Here is a 19834-nt window from a genome sequence, read left to right on the forward strand (position 1 = left end):
TTACTGTCCTTTGCGGATCTTCGTCGTTCAGCGCCTGATATAGACAGGCTTTCGCTTCTCAAGGAAGGCCCTGATGCCTTCCGAAAATTCCTCGGAGCGGCTGCACAGGACCTGGTTGCGGTCTTCCATCGCGATAACAGCTTCCAGCGATCCGGCATCGACGCTCATGTTGAGGCATTCTTTCGAGAGGCGAAGCCCCACCGGCGAGGCCGTGATCATCGCATCGATGTAAGGCTCGGCCGCGTCATCGAGCTTGTCTTCGTCGACGACCTCGGAGACGAGGCCGACCGCGAGCGCCCGCTCGGCGCCGATGAAGCGCCCCGTGAGGATCAGCTCGGAGGCGACGGAGACACCGACGAGGCGCGGCAGAAAATAGCTTGTGCCGATGTCGCAGCCGCCAAGGCCGAGCTTGATGAAGGCGCAGTTCATCCGCGCCGACTTCGTCGCGATGCGGATGTCGGCCGCAAGCGCCAGCGCAAAGCCGCCGCCGGCCGCCGCGCCCTGCACCAGCGCCAGGATCGGCTGCGGACAACGCCGCATCAGCATCACGATGTCGGCGATGCGGCGCTGCGAGTCCAGGGATTCGGTGACGCCGGGCGGCTCCTGCTGCCCGGCGCGGCGCGCCATCGCGGCCTTGAGATCGAGGCCCGCGCAAAAATTCTTGCCGGCGCCCTTCAGCACTACGACGCGCGTCTCGCGGTTGCGCTGGAGGCCCTGGAAATAGACGTTGAGCGCGTCGATCAGCGCGGGATCGAGCGCGTTGAGGCTGTCAGGACGATTGAGCGTCACCCGGTCGACGCCGTCGTTGTGCTCGATCAGCAGCGGTTGGGACATGCGCGATCTCTCCATCGTCGTCCTGGACAAGCGAGCGGAGCGAGCGCTGATCCAGGACCCATAATCACAGGCCCGCGTTGTTGGACCACCGGCGTTGGTTGAGCTCGTGTGACAACTTACGCCGGTGGTAATGGGTCCTGGCTTTCGCCAGGACGACGGCGGAGTTACCGCGGCGCCATGCGGATCGCGCCGTCGAGGCGGATGGTCTCGCCGTTCAGCATCGGGTTCTCGACGATGTGCACCGCGAGCATGCCGTATTCATTGGCGTCGCCAAGGCGCGAGGGATGCGGCACCTGGGCGCCCAGGCTCTTGCGGGCCTCTTCGTTCAAGCCCATCAGCAGCGGCGTGAAGAACAGGCCGGGCGCGATGGTGTTGACGCGGATCTTCTGGCTGGCGAAGTCGCGCGCGGCCGGCAGCGTGAGGCCGACGACGCCGCCCTTCGACGCTGCATAGGCGATCTGGCCGATCTGACCTTCATAGGCCGCGACCGACGCCGTGTTGATGATGACGCCGCGCTCTTCGCCGATCGGCTCGATCGTGACGAGGCGCTCGGCGAACAGCCGCAGGCAGTTGAAGGTGCCGATCAGGTTGACGTTGATAATGCGCGCGAACTTTTCCAAGGGATAAACGCCGTCGCGGCCGACGATGCGCTGCGAGCCGCCGATGCCGGCGCAGTTCATCAGCACGCGGGCGACGCCATGCGCGGCTTCCGCCTTCGCGATCGCCGCCTTGATCTGCTCCTCGCTGGTGACGTCGGCATGAAGCGCGACGCCCTTCACTTCGGCCGCGACCTTCTCGGCGTTTTCCTTGCTCTGGTCGATCACGCCGATCTTGGCGCCCTTGGCGGCCATGGCGCGGGCGGTCGCGGCACCAAGACCCGAACCACCGCCGGTGATGAGAACGGCTACGTCTTTCAGCTGCATCTTAGCTCTCCTTGGTTTTTGGCGTTAATGGCGAATGGCGAATAGGGAGTGGCGAATGGAACGGGAGCCCCATTCGCTACTCGCCATTCGCCATTCGCCCATTCAATATTCCGCCGCAGATCAGCGTTTCCATGTGCTTGATGTATTGCCGGCAGACTTCATCGGTGACCGGGCCGACGCCGGTCGCGCGGGACATCGCGTGCCGGCCGAAGAACAGGTGATCGCAGGCGCCGATCAGGCTGGTGTAGAACAGCACCGGATCGGTCTGGCGGAATTCGCCGCTGCTGACGCCTTCGGCGAGCAGGCGGCGATGAAAATCCAGCAGCGGCGCGACGAAGAATTTCGAGACTTCGTCGGCGGAGCCCGCAACGCTCTCGTGCAGGAGATAGTGGATCAGCCGGTTCATGTAGGGGAACCGGTGATAGGCGCGGATGATGCCGCCGATATGCAGCTTCAGCTTCGCGGTCGGCGTGATCGGCTGCGCCAGCAGATATTCGAGGTTGGAGAGCTCCGTTCCCGCATCGCGCTCGAGCAGCGCCAGCAGCAGGCCGTCCTTGTTGCCGAAGTGATATTTGACCAGCGCGGCGTTGGCGCCCGACTTCTGGGCGATGTCGGAGAGCGAAATCTCGATCGAGGAACGTTCGATCATCAGCTCGCTCGCGGCCACGAGCAATTTCTCTGCCGTGGAATTCTTTCCGCTGGGGGGCCTGTTCGGTACGCTGGTAGCCACGGAGATCCCTGTTCTCGCCGCTTGAAGCGGGGCGCAGATAAGCCCAAGCAGCGTCTCATCACAAGAGTTAATTGATCGATTGACTAAATGACGTCGCGCCCTTTTAATCCGCCCCGACAACCCAACCCGATCCAGAAAAATTCAGGGAGAGACCGAAATGGCCGAGGCTTACATCGTCGCCGCTGCGCGTACCGCCGGCGGGCGCAAGGGGGGCCGCCTCGCCGGCTGGCATCCGGCCGATCTCGCCGCCAAGGTGCTGGACGAGCTGGTCGATCGCACCAAGGTCGGTCCGGCCCTGGTCGAGGACGTGATCATGGGCTGCGTGATGCAGGTCGGCGAACAGTCCAACAACGTCGCGCGCAATGCGATCATGGCCTCGAAGCTGCCGGAAAGCGTGCCGGGTACCTCGATCGACCGCCAGTGCGGCTCCTCGCAGCAGGCGCTGCACTTCGCGGCCCAAGCCGTGATGTCCGGCACGATGGACGTCGTGATCGCCGCCGGCGTGGAATCGATGACGCGCGTGCCGATGGGCCTGTCCTCGCAGCTCCCGGCCAAGAACGGCTTTGGCAATTACAAGAGCCCGGGCATCGAAGCGAGGTACCCCAACATCGTGTTCAGCCAGTTCACCGGCGCGGAGATGATGGCCGAGAAGTACGGCCTCTCCAAGGATGAGCTCGACGAATATTCCTACAACAGCCATCAGCGCGCGATCGCGGCGACGCAAGCCGGCCACTTCAAGAAGGAGATCGTGCCGCTCGAGATCACCCGCGCCGACGGCAGCAAGGACACCCACCACATCGACGAGGGCATCCGCTTCGACGCCACGCTCGACGGCATCAAGGGCGTCAAGCTGATCGCCGAGAACGGCAAGCTCTCCGCGGCCAGCGCCAGCCAGATCTGCGACGGCGCTTCCGGCGTCATGGTGGTGAACGAGCGCGGGTTGAAGCAGCTCGGCGTCAAGCCGCTCGCGCGCGTCCATCACATGACCATGATGGGCGGCGATCCCGTGATCATGCTCGACGCGCCGCTGCACGCCACCAAGCGCGCGCTGGAGAAGGCCGGCATGACGATCGGCGACATCGACTTGTTCGAGGTCAACGAGGCCTTCGCCTCGGTGCCGACCGCCTGGCTGAAGACCACCGGCGCCGATCCGGAGCGCCTCAACGTCAATGGCGGCGCCATCGCGCTCGGCCATCCGCTCGGCGGCTCCGGCACCAAGCTGATGACGACGCTGATCCACGCGCTGCACCAGCGCGGCAAGCGCTATGGCCTCCAGACCATGTGCGAAGGCGGCGGCATGGCCAATGTGACGATCGTGGAGCGGCTGTAAGAACAAAAGCGAGTAGTGAGTGGCGAGTAGCGAATGGTGAGCAGGCGAAGAGCGGTTTGCCCTTCCCTATTCGCCATTCGCTATTCGCCATTCGCGTTTTGAGGAAACGCCATGACCCATCCCTCCGTCTACGCCAAGACCACGCCGAACAAGATCGCCTACCAAATGGCCGGCACCGGCAAGGCGATCACCTATCGCGAGCTCGACGAGCTCTCGAACCAGGGCGCACACCTGTTCCGCTCGCTCGGCCTGAAGGCCGGCGACCACATCGCGCTGTTGATGGAGAACCGCCTCGCCTTCATGGAGATCTGCTGGGCCGCGCAGCGCAGCGGGCTCTACTACACCGCGATCAGCCGCTATCTGAAGCAGGACGAGATCGACTACATCATCGCCGATTGCGGCGCCAAGGTCGTGATCACCACGCCGAAATGCGCCGACCAGATCAAGGCCCTGATCAAGGGCACGCCCGGCGAGCCGGTCTTCTACATGATGGACGAGCCGCTGCCCGGATTCCGCTCCTACGACAAGGAAGCAATCGCGCAGCCAACGACGCCGATCGCCGACGAGGTCGCCGGCTACGACATGCTGTACTCGTCCGGCACCACCGGCCGGCCCAAGGGCATCAAGAAGGCGTTCGAGGGCAACAGGATCGACGTGCCGAACGCCTTCCTGCGCGTGCTCTGCGCGGACATGTGCGGTATGAATGCGGAGAGCACGTATCTGTCGCCGGCACCGCTCTATCACGCGGCTCCCTTGCGCTTCAACATGATGGCGATCGTGCTCGGCGGCACCTCCATCATCATGGAGCGTTTTGACGCCGAAGAGTTCTTGAAGCTGGTCGAGAAGTACAGGATCACGCAGTCGCAGCTCGTGCCGACCATGTTCGTGCGCATGCTGAAGCTGCCGGACGATGTCCGCACGAAGTACAACGTCTCGACGCTCAAGGGCGCCATCCACGCCGCCGCCCCCTGCCCGGTCGATGTCAAAGCGGCAATGATCGACTGGTGGGGACCGATCCTGATCGAGTATTACGCCGGCTCGGAAGGTAACGGCGTCACCGTGTGCAATTCGAAAGAATGGCTGGAGCATCGCGGCAGCGTCGGCCGCGCCGTGGTCGGCAAGATCAAGATTCTCGACGAGAACGACGAGGAGCAGCCGACCGGCGAAATCGGCACGGTCTATTTCGCCGACGCGCCTGTTTTCACCTATCACAACGATCCCGAGAAGACCAAGAAGGCCTACAACGCCAAGGGCTGGTCGACGCTCGGCGATGTCGGCTATCTCGACAAGGACGGCTTTCTCTATCTCACCGATCGCAAGTCCTACATGATCATCTCGGGCGGGGTGAACATCTACCCGCAGGAGACCGAGGACGTGCTCATCACCCACCCCGAAGTCGCGGACGTTGCCGTATTCGGCGTGCCGAACGAGGAGATGGGCGAGGAGGTGAAGGCGGTGGTGCAGCCGCACGACCCCAAACGCGCCGGCAAGGAGCTCGAGGCCGATCTGATCGCCTACTGCAAGGGCCGCCTCTCCGCCATCAAGTGCCCGCGCTCGATCGATTTCGAGGCCGAGCTGCCGCGCACGCCGACCGGCAAGCTGGTGAAGCGGCATTTGCGCGATAAATATTGGCCGAAGACGGCGGCGAAGATTTAGCCCGAGCAGTCGTTCCGAACACCGTCATGTCCGGGCTTGTCCCGGGCATCCACGTTCCTTGTACCGCGAATGAGGACGTGGATGGCCGGGTCAAGCCCGGCCATGACGCCGAGCGAACCTCAACGTAGCCTCAATCAAACAGGCTCGGCGTGTGGTTCACCAGCGCGCCTTCGATCTCGAGCATCTTCAGCTTCGTCACCACGCCGCCATTGGCCGAGAAGCCGCCGGGCTTGTTGCCGGCCGCCAGCACGCGGTGGCAGGGCACGACGATCGGGCACGGGTTGCGGCCCAGCGCCTGGCCGACATCGCGCGACAGCTCGACGCCGCCGAGCTGCTTGGCGATGTCGCCATAGGTGATGGTCTTGCCGGGCGGGATGGTACGGGCGATCTCGTAGACGCCGCGGTTGAAGTCGGGCACGCCGTCGAGATCGAGCGGGATGTCGGTGAGATCATCCGGCTCGCCCGCGAGCAGTCTTGTGATGCGGTCGATCGCCTGCTGCACCTCGGCGGTCGGCTCGGCTTCACTGGCATCGATGTGGCGCTGACTGATGCGGGTGCGAATCTTCTGCTCGCCGCCCATCGGCAGCTGCGTGCCGTTGATGCCGCGCGGGCCCCAGGCGATGGCGCAGAGGCCGATCCGGGTATCGAACAGGGCAAAATGCTGGTCGGTCATGGCTTGGTTCCTGGCTGCGTCCTTGTCGCATGCCCCCAATGTGATCTCTGGCCAAATCTAGGCTTGGAAATAGTTGCGATCCACCCGGTTTCCGGGAATCTTGCACAGGAGTTCCGCCTCCCTTCTCGCGAGCCAAGAATGCAGAGCCTCCACGTCAACGGATACGACATGCCCTATCTCGACGTGGGCGAAGCCAAAGGCGGCCCGCCGCTGGTCTGCGTGCATGGTTCGCTCTCGGACTTCCGCATCTGGGGCTGCGTGTTCGGGCCGCTGACGCAACGGCACCGGCTGATTGCCGTCAGCCTGCGGCACTTCTTCCCCGAGCAGTGGGACGGCCTCGGTGACACCTACTCCATCAGCCAGCATGTCGACGACGTCATCGCCTTCATCGAAAAACTCGACCTCGGTCCCGTCGACCTGATGGGGCATTCCCGCGGCGGGCACATCTGCTTCCGCGTGGCGCAACGGCGGCCGGAGCTGCTGCGGCGGCTGATCCTCGCCGAGCCCGGCGGCGAGCTCGATGCGAGCCTCGATCCCGACTATGCCGGCGGCCCCTCGCCGCTGCTGGCACGCTTCACGGCGTCGGCGGAGAAGATCGCGGCCGGCGACGTCGACGGCGGCCTCGCCGTCTTCATCGACACGCTGGAGGGCGCTGGCACCTGGCCGCGGCTGCCGGCGATGGTGAAGCAGAATCTGCGCGACAACGCCATGACGCTGATCGGCCAGGTCCGCGACAACCGCCCGCCCTTCTCGAAGGCGGATGCCGAATCGATCAGAATGCCGACACTGTTCATCCTGGGCGCGCGGACCAAGGGCCTGCTGCCGAAGGTGCTGCATGCGCTGGCCGCGCATGTGCCCTATTCCAAGACGGCGATCATCCCGAACGCGACGCATCCGATGTTCGAGCAGGCGCCGCAAAAATACTCCGAAGTGGTGCTGGACTTTCTGGCGGGCTGAGCATGCAGACATTTCGCGTCAACGGTTATGACATGGCCTATCTCGAAGTCGGAGACGGCCCGCCGCTGGTCTGCGTGCATGGCACGTTAGGGGATTTCCGCACCTGGTATTCGGTGCTCGGCCCGCTGTCGAAGCGCCATCGGGTGATCTCGGTCAGCCTGCGGCATTTCTTTCCCGAGCATTGGGACGCCATCGGCGAGGACTACAAGATGGCGCAGCACGTCACTGATGTGATCGCCTTCATCGAGCAGGTCAGGCCCGCACCCGTGGATCTCATGGGACATTCGCGCGGCGGCCATATCGCCTTTCGCGTGGCGCAGGCGCGGCCTGATCTGTTGCGCAAGCTGGTGCTGGCCGAGCCCGGTGGCGATCTCGACGCCAGCCTGCCGGCGCCTGAAGGCACGCCCGCGCATCCACCGCTGGCGACGCGCACGGCGCGCTCGGTCGAGATGATCCGCGCCGGCGACATCGAGGGCGCACTGCAGAACTTCTACGAGGGTATCGAGGGCGACGGCTCGTGGCGGCGCGTGCCGGCGGCGGCGAAGCAGCAATTGCGCGACAACGCCATCACCTTCCTCGGCCAGATCAACGAGCAGCGCAGGCCCTACACCCTGGCGGATGCGCAGGCGATCAGGACGCCGACGCTCCTGATCGGCGGCGGTGCGACGACGGGAAGCCTGTCGGTGATGTGGCGCGTGCTGGCGGAGCACATCGCGGGCAGCAGGACGGCGGTGATCGAAAATGCCGGCCACTGGATGTTCGAGCAGGCGCCGCTGGAGTTCGGCGAGGTGGTGAACAGGTTTCTGGCGGAGTAGGCGCTTCCTTCGCTTCGCCTCTCCCCGCGTGCGGGGAGAGGCCGACACGCGCCGAGCGATGCGAAGCATCGTCCGAAGCGCGGCGGGTGAGGGGGAGCTTCCGCATGTCCAACTCTCACCGTCGCCGCGGAGACTCCCCCTCACCCCACCCTCTCCCCGCAAGCGGGGCGAGGGAGCGCGAGGCCGGTGCCTCCCTCACGCCACCTTCCACACGCCGACCGGCATGTTGATCGTCGCGTTGAGTCGGTTCCAGACGTTGATGGTCGCGATCGAGAGGATCAGGGTTGCGAGCTCGCGCTCGTCAAAATGCTTGGCGGCCTCGTTCCAGATCGCATCGGGCACCGGATCCTCGCGGTCGGCGATACGGGTGACCGCCTCGGCCAGAGCCAGCGCGGCGCGCTCGGCTTCGGTGAAATAGGGGGTGTCGCGCCAGGCCGAGACGGCGAACAGGCGCTCGTCGGTCTCGCCAGACTTGCGGGCGATCTTCGGGTGCATGTCAACGCAGACGCTGCAACCGTTGATCTGGCTGGCGCGCAGGTGCACCAGTTCCAGGAGCTTTTCCGGCAGGCCCTGTTTGGTCAAATTGCCGAGAGATTGCAGGACATTCATGGCCTCGGGCAGGACCATGACGGGGTGATTCATGCGGGCGTGCATCATTGTCGTCTCCATCTGTCGAATTTCGAAGGTTCCGGTCACATTGGCCGGATTGGCTTCGTCATGGGCATGACGGATCGCGATGAGGGAATGTGACCGATGACCCAAAAAAACTTCGAAGAAGATTTTCTCAGCCAGCAGTTCGAGGCCAATCGGGAGCATTTGCGCGCGGTCGCCTACCGGATGCTGGGCTCCCGCGGCGAGATCGACGATGCCGTGCAGGAGGCCTGGCTGCGGCTCAGCCGGAGCGATACGTCCGATGTCGCGAATTTGCGGGGCTGGCTGACCACCGTGGTCGCGCGCATCTGCCTCGACATGCTGCGCGCACGAAAGTCGCGCCGGGAGGACCCGATGGGCCCGCATGTGCCGGAGCCGGTTGACGAGACGCGGGAGCGCGACGCGGAAATGGCCGATTCCGTCGGCGCGGCACTCCTGATCGTGCTGGAAACCTTGCAGCCGGCGGAGCGGCTCGCCTTCGTGCTGCACGACATGTTCGCGGTGCCCTTCGAGGAGATCGCGCCGATCGTCGGGCGCTCCGTCGATGCCTCGCGCCAGCTTGCCAGCCGCGCGCGGCGGCGCGTGCAGGGCGCGCCGGTGCCCGAGACGGACCTGTCGCGTCAACGCAAGATCGTCGATGCCTTCCTCGCAGCTTCGCGCGAAGGCAATTTCGAGGGGCTGCTTGCCGTGCTCGATCCCGACGTCGTCTTTCGCGCCGACCAGGCCGCGGTGCGGCTCGGTACGCTGCCGGAGATCCGCGGCGCCGATGCGGTCGCGCAGCTCTACAAGGGCCGCGCCCAGGCCGCGCGCGCGGCGCTGGTCGATGGCGAGATGGGTGTTGCGGTCATCCTCGGCGGGCAATTGCGCATCGCGCTGCGCGTGACCTTCAGCGGCGACCGGATCGCGGCGATCGAGGCGGTGGCCGATGCAGAAGAGATCGCGGCGATCGAGGTGGAGGTGCTGGAGCGCTAGGCCGGGCGTGGCATCCTCGGCAGCGAGCCGTACCGTGTCGACGGCAACCGCAGGCGCCAAACCGGGCCCATGTCATTTTCTCGAAAACAACCCCATGCACAGTAGACGGCACAAGTAATATCAATAGCTTAGCCTGCCCCCGAAAATGAGAGGCGGCCATCCTCCGGTACCGCTTGACGCCCCCTGCCAGACCGCGTAGCGTCGAATACGGAATTCCGTATTCCCTCTGTTTCGGAGCCGCCGGCGTGATCCCTCTCGACCCGCTCCCGAACCTGATCGACCAGGTCTATGCACGGATCCTGGAGGCGATCTCCGATCGCACGTTGCAGCCCGGCCAGCGCATCCGGCAGAACGAGCTCGCCGACAAGCTCGGCGTGTCGCGCCAGCCGGTGTCGCACGCGCTGCATCTGCTGCATCGGCAGGGCCTCGTCGCCGAAAGCGGCCGGCGCGGCTTCGAGGTCACCCAGCTCGATCCCGCGCGCATCCGCCAGCTCTACGAGGTGCGCGGCGCCATCGATGCACTCGCCGCCAGGCTCGCGGCGACGCGCGCCGCAAGCGACGCGGCAGGACGCGCACGGCTCGAGGCGGCGCTCGCCGCCGGGCGCCGCATCGATCGCAAGACGTCGCTTGCCGAGCTCATCACCCTCGACGTCGATTTTCATCGCGCGATCTACCAGCTCGCCGGCAATCCCGTGATCGAGGAGACGATCGCGCCGCAATGGCCGCATATGCGCCGCTCGATGGCGACGGTGCTGTCGGAGCTCGACTACCGCGGCAGCGCCTGGGCCGAGCATGCGACGATCGCCGGACACATTCTCGCGGGCGAGGCGAATGCCGCCGAACGCGCGGCACTCGCGCATGCGCAGACGGCGGGACGGATGACCGAGGAGAGATTGAGGGCGACGGACGAGGCGGCGGCGTAGCTAAACGCTGTCATTCCGGTCGCGCGAAGCGCGATCCGGAATCTCGAGGTTCCGGGTTCGGTCCTGCGGACCGCCCCGGAACGACGAACAACAAAAATCAAAACAGGAGGACGGCCCATGAAACTGTCTCAGGAGCAATTGGAGTTCTTCCACCGCGAGGGCTGGCTGTTCCTGCCCGAATTGTTCAGCCAGGAGGAGGTCGATCTGCTCGCGCGCGAGGCGGTCGGCATCTACGATGCCAATCGGCCGGAGGTCTGGCGCGAGAAGAGCGGCGCCCCGCGCACGGCGTTTGCCGCGCATCTCTACAACGAGGCCTTCCGCATCCTGGGCGCGCATCCGCGCATGATCGACCCGGTCGAGCAATTGTTCGGCGAGCCTGTCTACATGCACCAGTTCAAGATCAATGCGAAATCGGCCTTCACCGGCGACGTCTGGCAATGGCACCAGGATTACGGCACCTGGAAGCGCGACGACGGCATGCCGGAGCCGCGCGCGATGAACATCGCGATCTTCCTCGACGAGGTGATGCCGATCAACGGCCCCCTGATGCTGGTGCCGCGCAGCCAGAACGCCGGCGACCTCGAAGCCTCGCATGACCTTGCCACCACGTCCTACCCGCTGTGGACGCTGGACGAGGCAACAGTGACGCGCCTCGTCAAGCAGGGCGGCATCGTCGCGCCTACCGGCAAGCCCGGCGGCATGCTGATGTTCCACGGCAATCTCGTGCACGGCTCGGCCGGCAACATCACGCCCTACCCGCGCAAGATCGTGTACCTGACGCTGAACGCGGTCTCGAACCACATCCGCAACCCCACGCGGCCCGAGTACATCGCCCACCGCGATTTTGCGCCGATCAAGACGGTGGACGACGACGCCCTGCTGCGGCTCGCACGTGCGCCGCGGCAGGCGGCGGAGTAGACAGGTGTCGTGCCCCGGACGCGGCGCAGCGTCTCTTCGACGATGCGCTGCAGAGCCGGGGCCCATGCCGCACGGAATTCCCTCACACTGGGTCCCGGCTCTGCGGAGCGGCACTTCGCGCCGCACCGCGTCCGGGACACGATAGTTGCACTGGACATTTCCCATGAACCTCTTCCGCCTCCTCCAGGCCCGCGCGTCCGCCGGCAAGCCTGTGCGTGTCGCGCTGATCGGCGCGGGTAAATTCGGCTCGATGTTTCTGGCACAGGTGCCGCATACGCCGGGGCTGGAGGTGCCCATTATCGTCGACATCGATCGCGAGCGCGCGCGCGAGGCCTGCCGCACGGTCGGCTGGGATGAGGCGCGCATCGCCGCAACTGTCTTCACCGATGACGGCGCACGCGCGATTGCCGGCGGCGCGATGGACGTGGTGGTGGAAGCGACCGGCAACCCGGCCGTCGGCATCAGGCACGCGCGCGCCGCGATCGCGGCGGGCAAGCATATCGTGATGGTCAATGTCGAGGCCGACGTGCTGGCGGGCCCGCTGCTCGCCGAGGAAGCGCGCAAGGCGGGCGTGGTCTATTCGCTCGCCTATGGCGACCAGCCGGCGTTGACGGCGGAGATGGTCGACTGGGCGCGCGCCACCGGCTTTCGCGTCGTTGCCGCCGGCAAGGGCACGAAATATCTGCCGGCCTATCACGACGTGACGCCGGACGGCGTCTGGCAGCATTACGGCCTGACTGCGGGCGAAGCGCAGTCCGCCGGCATGAATCCGCAGATGTTCAACTCATTCCTCGACGGCACCAAATCGGCGATCGAGATGGCCGCGATCGCCAATGCCTGCGGCCTCGACGTGCCGACGGAGGGGCTGCTGTTTCCGCCCTGCGGCGTCGACGATCTGCCGCATATCATGCGGCCGCGATCGCGCGGCGGCGTGCTGGAACGGTCTGGCGTGGTGGAAGTCGTGTCCTCGCTCGAACGCGACGGACGGCCGGTGTTTCGCGACCTGCGCTGGGGCGTCTATGTCGTGCTGGAGGCCCCGAACGACTATGCCGCGGACTGCTTCAAGCAGTACGGCCTGAAGACCGACGCCAGCGGACGCTTTGCGGCGATGTACAAGCCCTATCACCTGATCGGGCTCGAACTGAACATCTCGGTGCTGTCGGCCGCGTTGCGGGGCGAGCCGACCGGCCAGCCCTACGGCTTCCGCGGCGACGTCGCAGCGGTGGCAAAACGCAATCTGCGCGCCGGTGAGATGCTGGACGGCGAAGGCGGCTACACCGTGTGGGGCAAGCTGGTGCCGGCGGCCGCGAGCCTCAAGGCCGGCGCGCTGCCGATCGGGCTCGCCCATCGCCTGAAGCTGAAACATGACATTGCACATGGCACGGTGGTGCGCTGGGACGACGTCGAGTTCGACGCCAGCAACGAGACGGTGGAGGTCCGGAAGGCCATGGAGGCAGCATTCGCAGCGCAGCATTGAGGTTCGAGGCTGACAGCCCAACCACACCACTCTTGATTTGCAGATGCCCTTTCGTCATCCTGAACGCGATCCGGGAATACTGAATCTCGGACACCAAGAAAACGTCGGCCACCGGCGAACATCAAAGCGGCAACAAGATCGCGATCCCTCGTCGAGGACTCGACAACACCCAGAGGGGAAACGCATGGAACGTCGTAAATTCCTGACGGCAGGGGGATTGGGCCTTGCCGCAAGTGCCGTTGCCGCGCCTGCTATCGCGCAGTCGATGCCGGAGGTGAAATGGCGGCTGGCGGCGAGCTGGCCGAAATCGCTCGATACGCTGTATGGCGGCTGCGAATATTTCTGCAAGCGCGTCGCCGAGATCACCGACAACCGCTTCCAGATCCAGCCCTTCGCCGCCGGCGAGATCGTGCCGGGACTGCAGGTGCTCGACGCGGTGTCGAACGGCACTGTCGAGATGGGAAACACCGCGCTCTACTACTATTGGGGCAAGAATCCGGCGTTCACCTTCGGCACGTCATTGCCGTTCGGGCTCAACACGCGCCAGCATATCTCCTGGCTGTTGTGGGGCGGCGGTCAGGACATGCTCAACGATCTCTTGAAGGAGCACAACGCCATCGGCATTCCAACCGGTTCGACCGGAGCTCAGATGGGCGGCTGGTTCCGGAAGGAAATCAAGTCCATGGAGGACTTCAAGGGATTGAAATTCCGCGTCGGCGGCTTCGCCGGCACGATCATCGCCAAGGTCGGCGGCGTGCCGCAGCAGATCGCGGCCGGCGAGATCTACCCCGCACTGGAAAAGGGGACCATCGATGCGGCCGAGTGGGTCGGTCCGTATGACGACGAGAAGCTCGGCTTCGTGAAGGTTGCAAAGTACTATTACTATCCGGGCTGGTGGGAAGGCACCGGCCAGGGCCACAACCTCATGAATATCGAGAAGTGGAATGCATTGCCCAAGCATTATCAGGCAGCCATTTCGGCGGCTTCGCTCGACACCTTCACCTGGGTGACCGGCAAGTATGATGCGGTCAACCCGCCGGCGCTGAAGCGGCTGCTGGTTGCGGGCGCGATCCTGAAACCGTTCCCGCAGGAGGTGCTCGAAAGCTGCTATACCGCGGCGGGCGAGATCTATGCGGACCTCGCCAAGAGCAATCCGCATTTCGGCAAGATGTATGCAAGCCTCTCCGCGTATCGCAGCGAATCGCTGGCCTGGATGCAGGTGGCGGAGCTTAGCTTCGACAGCTTCATGATGCGGATGCGGACAAGGACGTAGCTGCGGCGCGTCGTGCAACGTCAAACGACGAAAGCCCCGGAGATGTCTCCGGGGCTTTCGCTTTGGACCGTCCGATGCGTCCACGCGCGAGGTGGCGACTAGATCAACCCGCCGGCATCCGCGACGCGGCGCTGGTGATAGTCGGTGTCGCCGAACGTGTTCTCGATCATGGTCAGGCGCTTGAAGTAGTGGCCGATCTTCGCCTCCATGGTCATGCCGATGCCGCCGTGGAGCTGGATCGACTGCTGGCCGACGAATTTCAGCGACTTGCCGATCTGCACCTTGGCCGCGGCGATCGCGTTGGAGCGCTCCTTGGCGTTCTCGAAGTCGTTCGCCATGGTTGCGAACATCGACATCGAGCGCGCCTGCTCGGCCGCGACGAACATGTCGGAGGCGCGGTGCTGGAGCGACTGGAACGAGCCGATCGCGACGCCGAACTGCTTGCGCGTCTTGATGTACTCGACCGTGGTCTTGAGCGACTCGTCCATCAGGCCGACCGCTTCGGCGCAAAGCGCGACGCGGGCTTCGTCAACGACGCGTTCGATCAGCGCGAGCGAATCCTCGGGATTGCCGATCGCGGCATCCGCGCCCACCTCGACACCGGTGAAGGTGATGTCGGCGGCGTGCAGGCCGTCCTGGGTCGGGTACGATTTCCTGGTGACGCCCTTGGCATTCGCGGGCACCAGGAACACGCCGATCCCGGTCTTGTCGCGGCGGTCCCCCTTGGTGCGCGCGGTGACGAGAAGCGTGGCGGCGTTCTCGCCGTTGAGCACGACGAATTTTTCGCCGTCGATGATCCAGCCGTCGCCCTTCTTCTTCGCGGTCGTCGAGACATCGAACAGATCGTAGCGGGAGTTCTTCTCGAGCTGGGCAAATGCAAGCGTCTTGCTGCCGTCGATGATGGCAGGCACATGCGCGGCCTTCTGCGCATCGCTGCCGGCGTGGCGCAGGAAGCCGCCGCCGATCACGACGGTTGCGAGATAGGGCTCGAGCACCAGCGCCTTGCCGAGCGCTTCCATCACGATCATGGTCTCGACGCCGCCGCCGCCGAAGCCGCCATCGGCCTCCGCGAACGGCAGGCCGAGCAGGCCCTGCTCGGCGAGCTTGCCCCAGACGGCCTGGCTCCAGCCGCCCTTCTCCTTCATGTACTTCTTGCGGCTCTCGAAATCGTAGGAATCGGTCAGCAGGCCGTCGATGCTTTCCTTGAGAAGCCGCTGCTCCTCGGACAGATCAAAATCCATTTCTTTGGTTCCTCGTACCCGGACTATTTGGCTTCGTCATTCCGGGATGGCCCGAAGGGCCAGGCCCGGAATCCATTTCGCCTCAGCGTATGCGGCCCGATGGATTCCGGGCTCGCGACTTCGTCGCGCCCCGGAATGACGGTGAAAAATTGCCTCCCCGCCTCCGCGGAGAGGGAGCAGATCACAGCCCCAGCACCGCCTTGGCGATGATGTTGCGCTGGATCTCGTTGGAGCCGCCGTAGATCGAGACCTTGCGGTTGTTGAAGTAGCTCGGCGCGATCTGGGCGGTCCACTCCATGGCTTCGTTGGAGCCGTCGTCGCCGTGCACGTCGTAAGGCGCGGCGAACGGGCCGATCACTTCCATCAAGAGCTCGGTGGTGGTCTGCTGGATCTCGGAGCCCTTGATCTTCAGCACGGACGAGGCCGGATTGGGCTTGCCCTTGCCGTGCTTGCCTTCGTCGGCGACGACGCGGAGCTGCGTCAGCTCGAGCGCCTTCAGCTCGATCTCGCAGGCCGCCAGCTTCTCGCGGAAGGCGGCGTCCTGGATGATCGGCTTGCCGCCGGATTCGACCTTGGAGGCGAGATCGCGGATGCGGCGCAGCCGCTCCTTGGAGACGCCGACCCGCGCGATGCCGGTGCGCTCATTGCCGAGCAGGAATTTGGCGTAATCCCAGCCCTTGTTCTCCTCACCGATCAGGTTCTCGTAGGGCACCTCGACGTCGTCGAAGAAGACCTCGTTGACCTCGACGCCGCCGTCGATGGTCTGGATCGGGCGCACGGTGACGCCCTTCGACTTCATCGAGAACACGATGAACGAGATGCCCATCTGCTTCTTGGCGCCGGGATCGGTGCGGCAGAGGCAGAAGATCATGTCGGCGTGCTGGGCCAGCGTCGTCCAGGTCTTCTGGCCGTTGATGATCCACTTGTCGCCCTTGCGCTCGGCCTTCGTCTTCAGCGAGGCGAGGTCGGAGCCGGAGCCGGGCTCGGAGAAGCCCTGGCACCACCAATCGTCAACGTTGGCAATGCGCGGCAGATATTGCTTCTTCTGCTCTTCATTGCCGAAGGTGTAGATCACCGGGCCGACCATGCTGACGCCGAAGGCGAGCGGCTGCGGCGCCGGATAGGACTGCAGCTCCTCGTTGAAGATGTAGTGCTGCACGGATGTCCAGCCGGTGCCGCCATATTGCTTGGGCCAGTGGCTGACGCCCCAGCCCTTCTTGTTGAGGATGCGCCACCACGCCACCATCTCGTCCTTCGAGAGGTGGCGGCCCTCGACCAGCTTGCGCCGCGTATCCGGCGGCACGTTGTCGCGGAAGAATGACCGCACTTCCTCGCGAAACGCCTGCTCTTCTTTCGTGAATGCGAGATCCATCGGATCCTCCTGTCCAGCTTTCTTTTCTCTTCGTCATCCTGGCGAAAGCCAGGATCCATTACCACCAGTTGTCATTGTGTTAGTCGGTGGTGGCCATTTGTGTCCCTCACCAACATTTGGGGTAATGGGTCCCGGCTTTCGCCAGGACGACGGTGAACTACTGCAACACCTCGAACAACCCGGCCGCGCCCATGCCGCCGCCGACGCACATGGTGACGACTGCGTACTTGGCCTTGCGGCGGCGGCCTTCGATCAGGGCGTGGCCGGTGAGGCGCGCACCCGACATGCCGTAGGGATGACCGACCGCGATCGCGCCGCCGTCGACGTTGATCTTCTCGGGGTCGATGCAGAGCTTGTCGCGGCAATAGAGCACCTGCACCGCGAAAGCTTCGTTGAGCTCCCAGAGACCGATGTCGTCGACCTTGAGACCGTGGCGCTTGAGCAGCCGCGGCACGGCAAAGACCGGACCGATGCCCATCTCGTCCGGCTCGCAGCCGGCGGAGACGAAGCCGCGGAAGATGCCGAGCGGCTTCAGCCCGCGCTTGGCGGCTTCCTTGTCGCTCATGATCACGCTCGCGCTGGCGCCGTCCGAGAGCTGGCTGGCATTGCCGGCGGTGATCGAAAAACCTTCGCCGCGCACGGGCTTGAGGCCGGCGAGGCCCTCAGCCGTGGTCTCGGGGCGCGGGCCCTCGTCCTGCGACAGCGTGACGTCCTTGAAGGAGACCTCGCCGGTCGCCTTGTCGGTGACCGCCATCTGGGTCGTGATCGGCGCGAGCTCGTCCTTGAACTTGCCGCCCTGTTGGGCTGCCGCGGTGCGGCGCTGGCTCTCCAGTGAATATTCGTCCTGCTTCTCGCGCGAGATGCCGTAGCGCTTGGCGACGATTTCGGCCGTGTCGATCATGGGCATGTAGACCTCGCCCTTGATCTTGAGCAGCGCCGGGTCCTGGGCGTGGAAGCCGTTCATCTTGTCGTTCTGCACCAGCGAGATCGACTCGCCGCCGCCGCCGACCGCAATCTCGACGCCGTCGAAGATCACCGAGCGCGCGGCGAGCGCGATGGCCTGGAGGCCCGAGGCGCATTGCCGGTCGATGGTGGTGCCGGCGACGGTGACGGGAAGGCCGGCACGGAGCAGCGCCTTGCGCGCGATGTTGCCGCCGGTCGAACCCTGCTGGAGGGCTGCGCCCATCACGACATCCTCGATCTCCTTCGGATCGACCTTGGCGCGCGCGACAGCCTCGCCGATGGCGTGGCCGAGCAGCGTGGCGCCCTCGGTGGCGTTGAGCATGCCGCGATAGGCCTTGCCGATCGGCGTGCGGGCGGTGGAAACGATGACGGCGTCGGTCAAGAACGACCTCCTGATGCGAGTTGGGTGGATTGTGACGGTTTCTGCTGCTGGCGCAATTCGTGACGCGACAGTTTTCCGACCGGCGTGCGCGGCAAATCGTCGACGAACTCGACCTCGGCCGGCAATTCGTGCTTGCCGAGCTTGCCAGCGAGCTGCGCCCGCAGCTCGTCGAGTGAGAACGGCTTGGCCTCGGGCCTCAGCTTGATGAAGGCCTTGGCGGCCTCGCCGCGATACTGGTCGGGAATGCCGAGCACGATCACCTCGTGCACCCCGGGAATGGTGTAGATCGCCTGCTCGATCATCTGCGGATAGACGTTGAAGCCGCCGGAGATGATCATGTCCTTCTTGCGGTCGACCAGGAAGAAATAGCCGTCGGTATCGACATAGCCGATGTCGCCGGTGAGGAAGCGGCCGTCGATGAAAGCCTCCGTGGACCCCTCGGGCTTGTTCCAGTAACCCCTGGTGACGTTCGGGCCCTTGATCCGGATCTCGCCGACCTCGCCCGGCGGCAATACCTTCGTGGGATTGTCCAGCGACACCACGTCGAGCTCGATGCCGGGCAGCATCAGGCCAATCGAGCCCGGCTTGTCGGGGCCCGTCGGCGGATGGCCAGTGCCGGGCGAGCAGGTCTCGGTCATGCCCCAGCCGCTCTTCAGCTTCTTGCCGACCTTGCGCTCGAAGAAGCTGGCGATCTCCACCGGCAGCGGCGCGCCGCCGGAGCCGATGGTTGCGAGCGAGGAGAAATCGCGCTTGTCGAGATCAGGCAGCGCTGCGATCGCGATCCACATCGTCGGCACGCCCGGAAAGTAGGTCGCGCGCTTGACCTCGATGTCGCGCATCACGGCTTCGACGTCGAAGCGCTGGTGCAGCGAGATCAGATTGCCGCGGCTGAGCGCGGACAACAGCACGACGGTGAGCGCATAGATGTGGAACAGCGGCAGCACGCAGATCACGCGCTCGATGACGTCGCCGCGCGTCGCGCGCGACGGCTTGCCCCAGACGTCGTAGATCGACACCGCCGAGGTGAGGTTGCCGTGCGTGAGCATCGCGCCCTTGGGCAGGCCGGTGGTGCCGCCGGTATATTGCAGCAGGGCGACGTCGTCGGCCGTGACGTGCGGCCACTCTGCGGGCGCGGCGGCGCCCTCGACGAAGGTCTTGAAGGTGACGATGCGGGGATCGTTGGGGATCGCCGCTTGCGGCGTGCCGACCTTGCCCCAATTGTCGTCCTCGCAGACGACGAGGCGATCGATCAGGCCCTTCTCCAGAAATTTCAGCGCGGTCGGCAGCAGCGCGGCGAGGTTGGAGGTGACCAGCAGGCGCGAGCCGGAGTCGGAGACCTTGTGCGTCAGCGCGATCTCGCCGTCGAGCGGAGAAAGGTGCGCAACGCGGCTGCCTGCCTTCAGCGCGCCGAAGAAATTGACCGGGTGATCAGGCGTGTTGCCGAGGAACAGCGCGACGGATGTGTTCTTGCCGCAGCCGGCGCGGAGAAACGCCGCCGCCGCGCGTTCGGCCATCGCGGCGAGCTCGGCATAGGTGATCAGACGTTCGCGGAATTCCAGCGCGGTGCGCGGGCCGTAATCGGCGGCGGCTTTCGACAGCAGGTCGGGGAGCGTGCCCTGGACGATGGTGTCGTCCCAACGCACGCCCTCGGGATAAAACTGTTCGCCGGGATGGGTCATGAACGATCGATACTCTGCGAGGCGGCAGTAACCGGGCCGTGTGAGGCGGGCACAGGCGGATGGGC

Annotated in this window: 18 protein-coding genes; 9 read left to right on the forward strand and 9 right to left on the reverse strand. The window is 65.1% G+C overall.

The features are described from left to right. Window positions 1–27: 27 nt before the first annotated feature. From XI09_RS28565 to XI09_RS28575, 3 genes are all read right to left on the reverse strand, one after another. Complete coding sequence (locus XI09_RS28565) at window positions 28–834, reverse strand: enoyl-CoA hydratase/isomerase family protein (RefSeq protein ID WP_271569803.1); 807 nt, start codon at window positions 832–834, stop codon at window positions 28–30. Between the two features lie 164 nt (window positions 835–998). Next, the gene (locus XI09_RS28570) at window positions 999–1757 is read right to left on the reverse strand and encodes an SDR family NAD(P)-dependent oxidoreductase (RefSeq protein WP_271569804.1); all 759 of its coding nucleotides are present in this window, start codon (window positions 1755–1757) and stop codon (window positions 999–1001) included. Between the two features lie 76 nt (window positions 1758–1833). Next, window positions 1834–2487 carry a TetR family transcriptional regulator gene (locus XI09_RS28575; protein ID WP_271569805.1) on the reverse strand — a complete coding sequence of 218 codons (654 nt, stop codon included), beginning with the start codon at window positions 2485–2487 and terminating at the stop codon, window positions 1834–1836. A gap of 157 nt (window positions 2488–2644) precedes the next feature. Here XI09_RS28575 and XI09_RS28580 point away from each other — a divergent pair, with 157 nt between their 5' ends. Both XI09_RS28580 and XI09_RS28585 read left to right on the forward strand, forming a co-directional pair. Continuing rightward, window positions 2645–3817 (forward strand): acetyl-CoA C-acetyltransferase, encoded by a 1173-nt coding sequence (locus XI09_RS28580; protein ID WP_271569806.1) that lies wholly within the window; start codon window positions 2645–2647, stop codon window positions 3815–3817. Between the two features lie 111 nt (window positions 3818–3928). Next, window positions 3929–5473 carry an acyl-CoA synthetase gene (locus XI09_RS28585; RefSeq protein ID WP_271569807.1) on the forward strand — a complete coding sequence of 515 codons (1545 nt, stop codon included), beginning with the start codon at window positions 3929–3931 and terminating at the stop codon, window positions 5471–5473. A 130-nt stretch (window positions 5474–5603) separates the two neighbouring features. Here XI09_RS28585 and XI09_RS28590 read toward each other — a convergent pair whose 3' ends face one another. Further along, on the reverse strand, window positions 5604–6146 hold the full coding sequence (locus tag XI09_RS28590) for a methylated-DNA--[protein]-cysteine S-methyltransferase (protein WP_271569808.1): 543 nt from the start codon (window positions 6144–6146) through the stop codon (window positions 5604–5606). 138 nt (window positions 6147–6284) lie between these two features. On the opposite strand from XI09_RS28590, the gene XI09_RS28595 reads away from it, so the two are divergent. Together XI09_RS28595 and XI09_RS28600 are read left to right on the forward strand one after the other, a co-directional pair. Further along, the gene (locus XI09_RS28595) at window positions 6285–7103 is read left to right on the forward strand and encodes an alpha/beta fold hydrolase (protein ID WP_271569809.1); all 819 of its coding nucleotides are present in this window, start codon (window positions 6285–6287) and stop codon (window positions 7101–7103) included. Between the two features lie 2 nt (window positions 7104–7105). Further along, on the forward strand, window positions 7106–7918 hold the full coding sequence (locus tag XI09_RS28600) for an alpha/beta fold hydrolase (RefSeq protein WP_271569810.1): 813 nt from the start codon (window positions 7106–7108) through the stop codon (window positions 7916–7918). Window positions 7919–8113: 195 nt separating this feature from the next. On the opposite strand, the gene XI09_RS28605 is transcribed toward XI09_RS28600, so the two are convergent. Beyond that, window positions 8114–8572, reverse strand: coding sequence for a carboxymuconolactone decarboxylase family protein (locus XI09_RS28605; RefSeq protein ID WP_271569853.1), 459 nt, complete (start codon window positions 8570–8572; stop codon window positions 8114–8116). A 99-nt stretch (window positions 8573–8671) separates the two neighbouring features. Between XI09_RS28605 and XI09_RS28610 the strand changes: the two genes are divergently transcribed. The 5 genes from XI09_RS28610 (at window position 8672) to XI09_RS28630 (ending at window position 14132) form a co-directional block, all read left to right on the forward strand. Further along, window positions 8672–9541: a sigma-70 family RNA polymerase sigma factor gene (locus XI09_RS28610; RefSeq protein WP_271569811.1), complete on the forward strand. Its 870-nt coding sequence runs from the start codon at window positions 8672–8674 to the stop codon at window positions 9539–9541. Window positions 9542–9786: 245 nt separating this feature from the next. Continuing rightward, on the forward strand, window positions 9787–10464 hold the full coding sequence (locus XI09_RS28615) for a GntR family transcriptional regulator (RefSeq protein WP_271569812.1): 678 nt from the start codon (window positions 9787–9789) through the stop codon (window positions 10462–10464). Between the two features lie 117 nt (window positions 10465–10581). Further along, complete coding sequence (locus tag XI09_RS28620) at window positions 10582–11382, forward strand: phytanoyl-CoA dioxygenase family protein (RefSeq protein ID WP_027543327.1); 801 nt, start codon at window positions 10582–10584, stop codon at window positions 11380–11382. 163 nt (window positions 11383–11545) lie between these two features. Then, complete coding sequence (locus tag XI09_RS28625; RefSeq protein ID WP_271569813.1) at window positions 11546–12859, forward strand: NAD(P)H-dependent oxidoreductase; 1314 nt, start codon at window positions 11546–11548, stop codon at window positions 12857–12859. 184 nt (window positions 12860–13043) lie between these two features. Then, window positions 13044–14132 (forward strand): TRAP transporter substrate-binding protein, encoded by a 1089-nt coding sequence (locus tag XI09_RS28630; RefSeq protein WP_271569814.1) that lies wholly within the window; start codon window positions 13044–13046, stop codon window positions 14130–14132. Between the two features lie 98 nt (window positions 14133–14230). On the opposite strand, the gene pimD is transcribed toward XI09_RS28630, so the two are convergent. The 4 genes from pimD to pimA all read right to left on the reverse strand — a co-directional run bounded on the left by pimD (window position 14231) and on the right by pimA (window position 19769). Then, window positions 14231–15373 (reverse strand): pimeloyl-CoA dehydrogenase small subunit, encoded by a 1143-nt coding sequence (pimD, locus tag XI09_RS28635; RefSeq protein WP_271569815.1) that lies wholly within the window; start codon window positions 15371–15373, stop codon window positions 14231–14233. A 181-nt stretch (window positions 15374–15554) separates the two neighbouring features. Then, window positions 15555–16745 (reverse strand): pimeloyl-CoA dehydrogenase large subunit, encoded by a 1191-nt coding sequence (gene pimC / locus XI09_RS28640; RefSeq protein WP_271569816.1) that lies wholly within the window; start codon window positions 16743–16745, stop codon window positions 15555–15557. A gap of 157 nt (window positions 16746–16902) precedes the next feature. Beyond that, a complete protein-coding gene (locus tag XI09_RS28645; RefSeq protein ID WP_271569817.1) occupies window positions 16903–18090 on the reverse strand; it encodes an acetyl-CoA C-acyltransferase in 1188 nt (395 codons plus the stop codon). Continuing rightward, window positions 18087–19769, reverse strand: a complete 1683-nt coding sequence (gene pimA / locus XI09_RS28650; protein ID WP_271569818.1) for a dicarboxylate--CoA ligase PimA — start codon at window positions 19767–19769, stop codon at window positions 18087–18089. Before pimA ends, XI09_RS28645 begins: the two co-directional genes overlap by 4 nt. Window positions 19770–19834: the final 65 nt, after the last annotated feature.

The sequence above is a fragment of the Bradyrhizobium sp. CCBAU 11386 genome (genome assembly GCF_028128955.1).
Taxonomy (GTDB): Bacteria; Pseudomonadota; Alphaproteobacteria; order Rhizobiales; family Xanthobacteraceae; genus Bradyrhizobium.

Excerpts from the sequence above, each read along its gene's own strand:
- XI09_RS28565 (WP_271569803.1), bottom strand. The coding sequence starts at position 834 with ATGTCCCAACCGCTGCTGATCGAGCACAACGACGGCGTCGACCGGGTG.
- XI09_RS28570 (WP_271569804.1), bottom strand. The coding sequence starts at position 1,757 with ATGCAGCTGAAAGACGTAGCCGTTCTCATCACCGGCGGTGGTTCGGGT.
- XI09_RS28580 (WP_271569806.1), top strand. The coding sequence starts at position 2,645 with ATGGCCGAGGCTTACATCGTCGCCGCTGCGCGTACCGCCGGCGGGCGC.
- XI09_RS28585 (WP_271569807.1), top strand. The coding sequence starts at position 3,929 with ATGACCCATCCCTCCGTCTACGCCAAGACCACGCCGAACAAGATCGCC.
- XI09_RS28590 (WP_271569808.1), bottom strand. The coding sequence starts at position 6,146 with ATGACCGACCAGCATTTTGCCCTGTTCGATACCCGGATCGGCCTCTGC.
- XI09_RS28595 (WP_271569809.1), top strand. The coding sequence starts at position 6,285 with ATGCAGAGCCTCCACGTCAACGGATACGACATGCCCTATCTCGACGTG.
- XI09_RS28600 (WP_271569810.1), top strand. The coding sequence starts at position 7,106 with ATGCAGACATTTCGCGTCAACGGTTATGACATGGCCTATCTCGAAGTC.
- XI09_RS28605 (WP_271569853.1), bottom strand. The coding sequence starts at position 8,572 with ATGCACGCCCGCATGAATCACCCCGTCATGGTCCTGCCCGAGGCCATG.
- XI09_RS28610 (WP_271569811.1), top strand. The coding sequence starts at position 8,672 with ATGACCCAAAAAAACTTCGAAGAAGATTTTCTCAGCCAGCAGTTCGAG.
- XI09_RS28620 (WP_027543327.1), top strand. The coding sequence starts at position 10,582 with ATGAAACTGTCTCAGGAGCAATTGGAGTTCTTCCACCGCGAGGGCTGG.
- XI09_RS28625 (WP_271569813.1), top strand. The coding sequence starts at position 11,546 with ATGAACCTCTTCCGCCTCCTCCAGGCCCGCGCGTCCGCCGGCAAGCCT.
- XI09_RS28630 (WP_271569814.1), top strand. The coding sequence starts at position 13,044 with ATGGAACGTCGTAAATTCCTGACGGCAGGGGGATTGGGCCTTGCCGCA.
- pimD (WP_271569815.1), bottom strand. The coding sequence starts at position 15,373 with ATGGATTTTGATCTGTCCGAGGAGCAGCGGCTTCTCAAGGAAAGCATC.
- pimC (WP_271569816.1), bottom strand. The coding sequence starts at position 16,745 with ATGGATCTCGCATTCACGAAAGAAGAGCAGGCGTTTCGCGAGGAAGTG.
- pimA (WP_271569818.1), bottom strand. The coding sequence starts at position 19,769 with ATGACCCATCCCGGCGAACAGTTTTATCCCGAGGGCGTGCGTTGGGAC.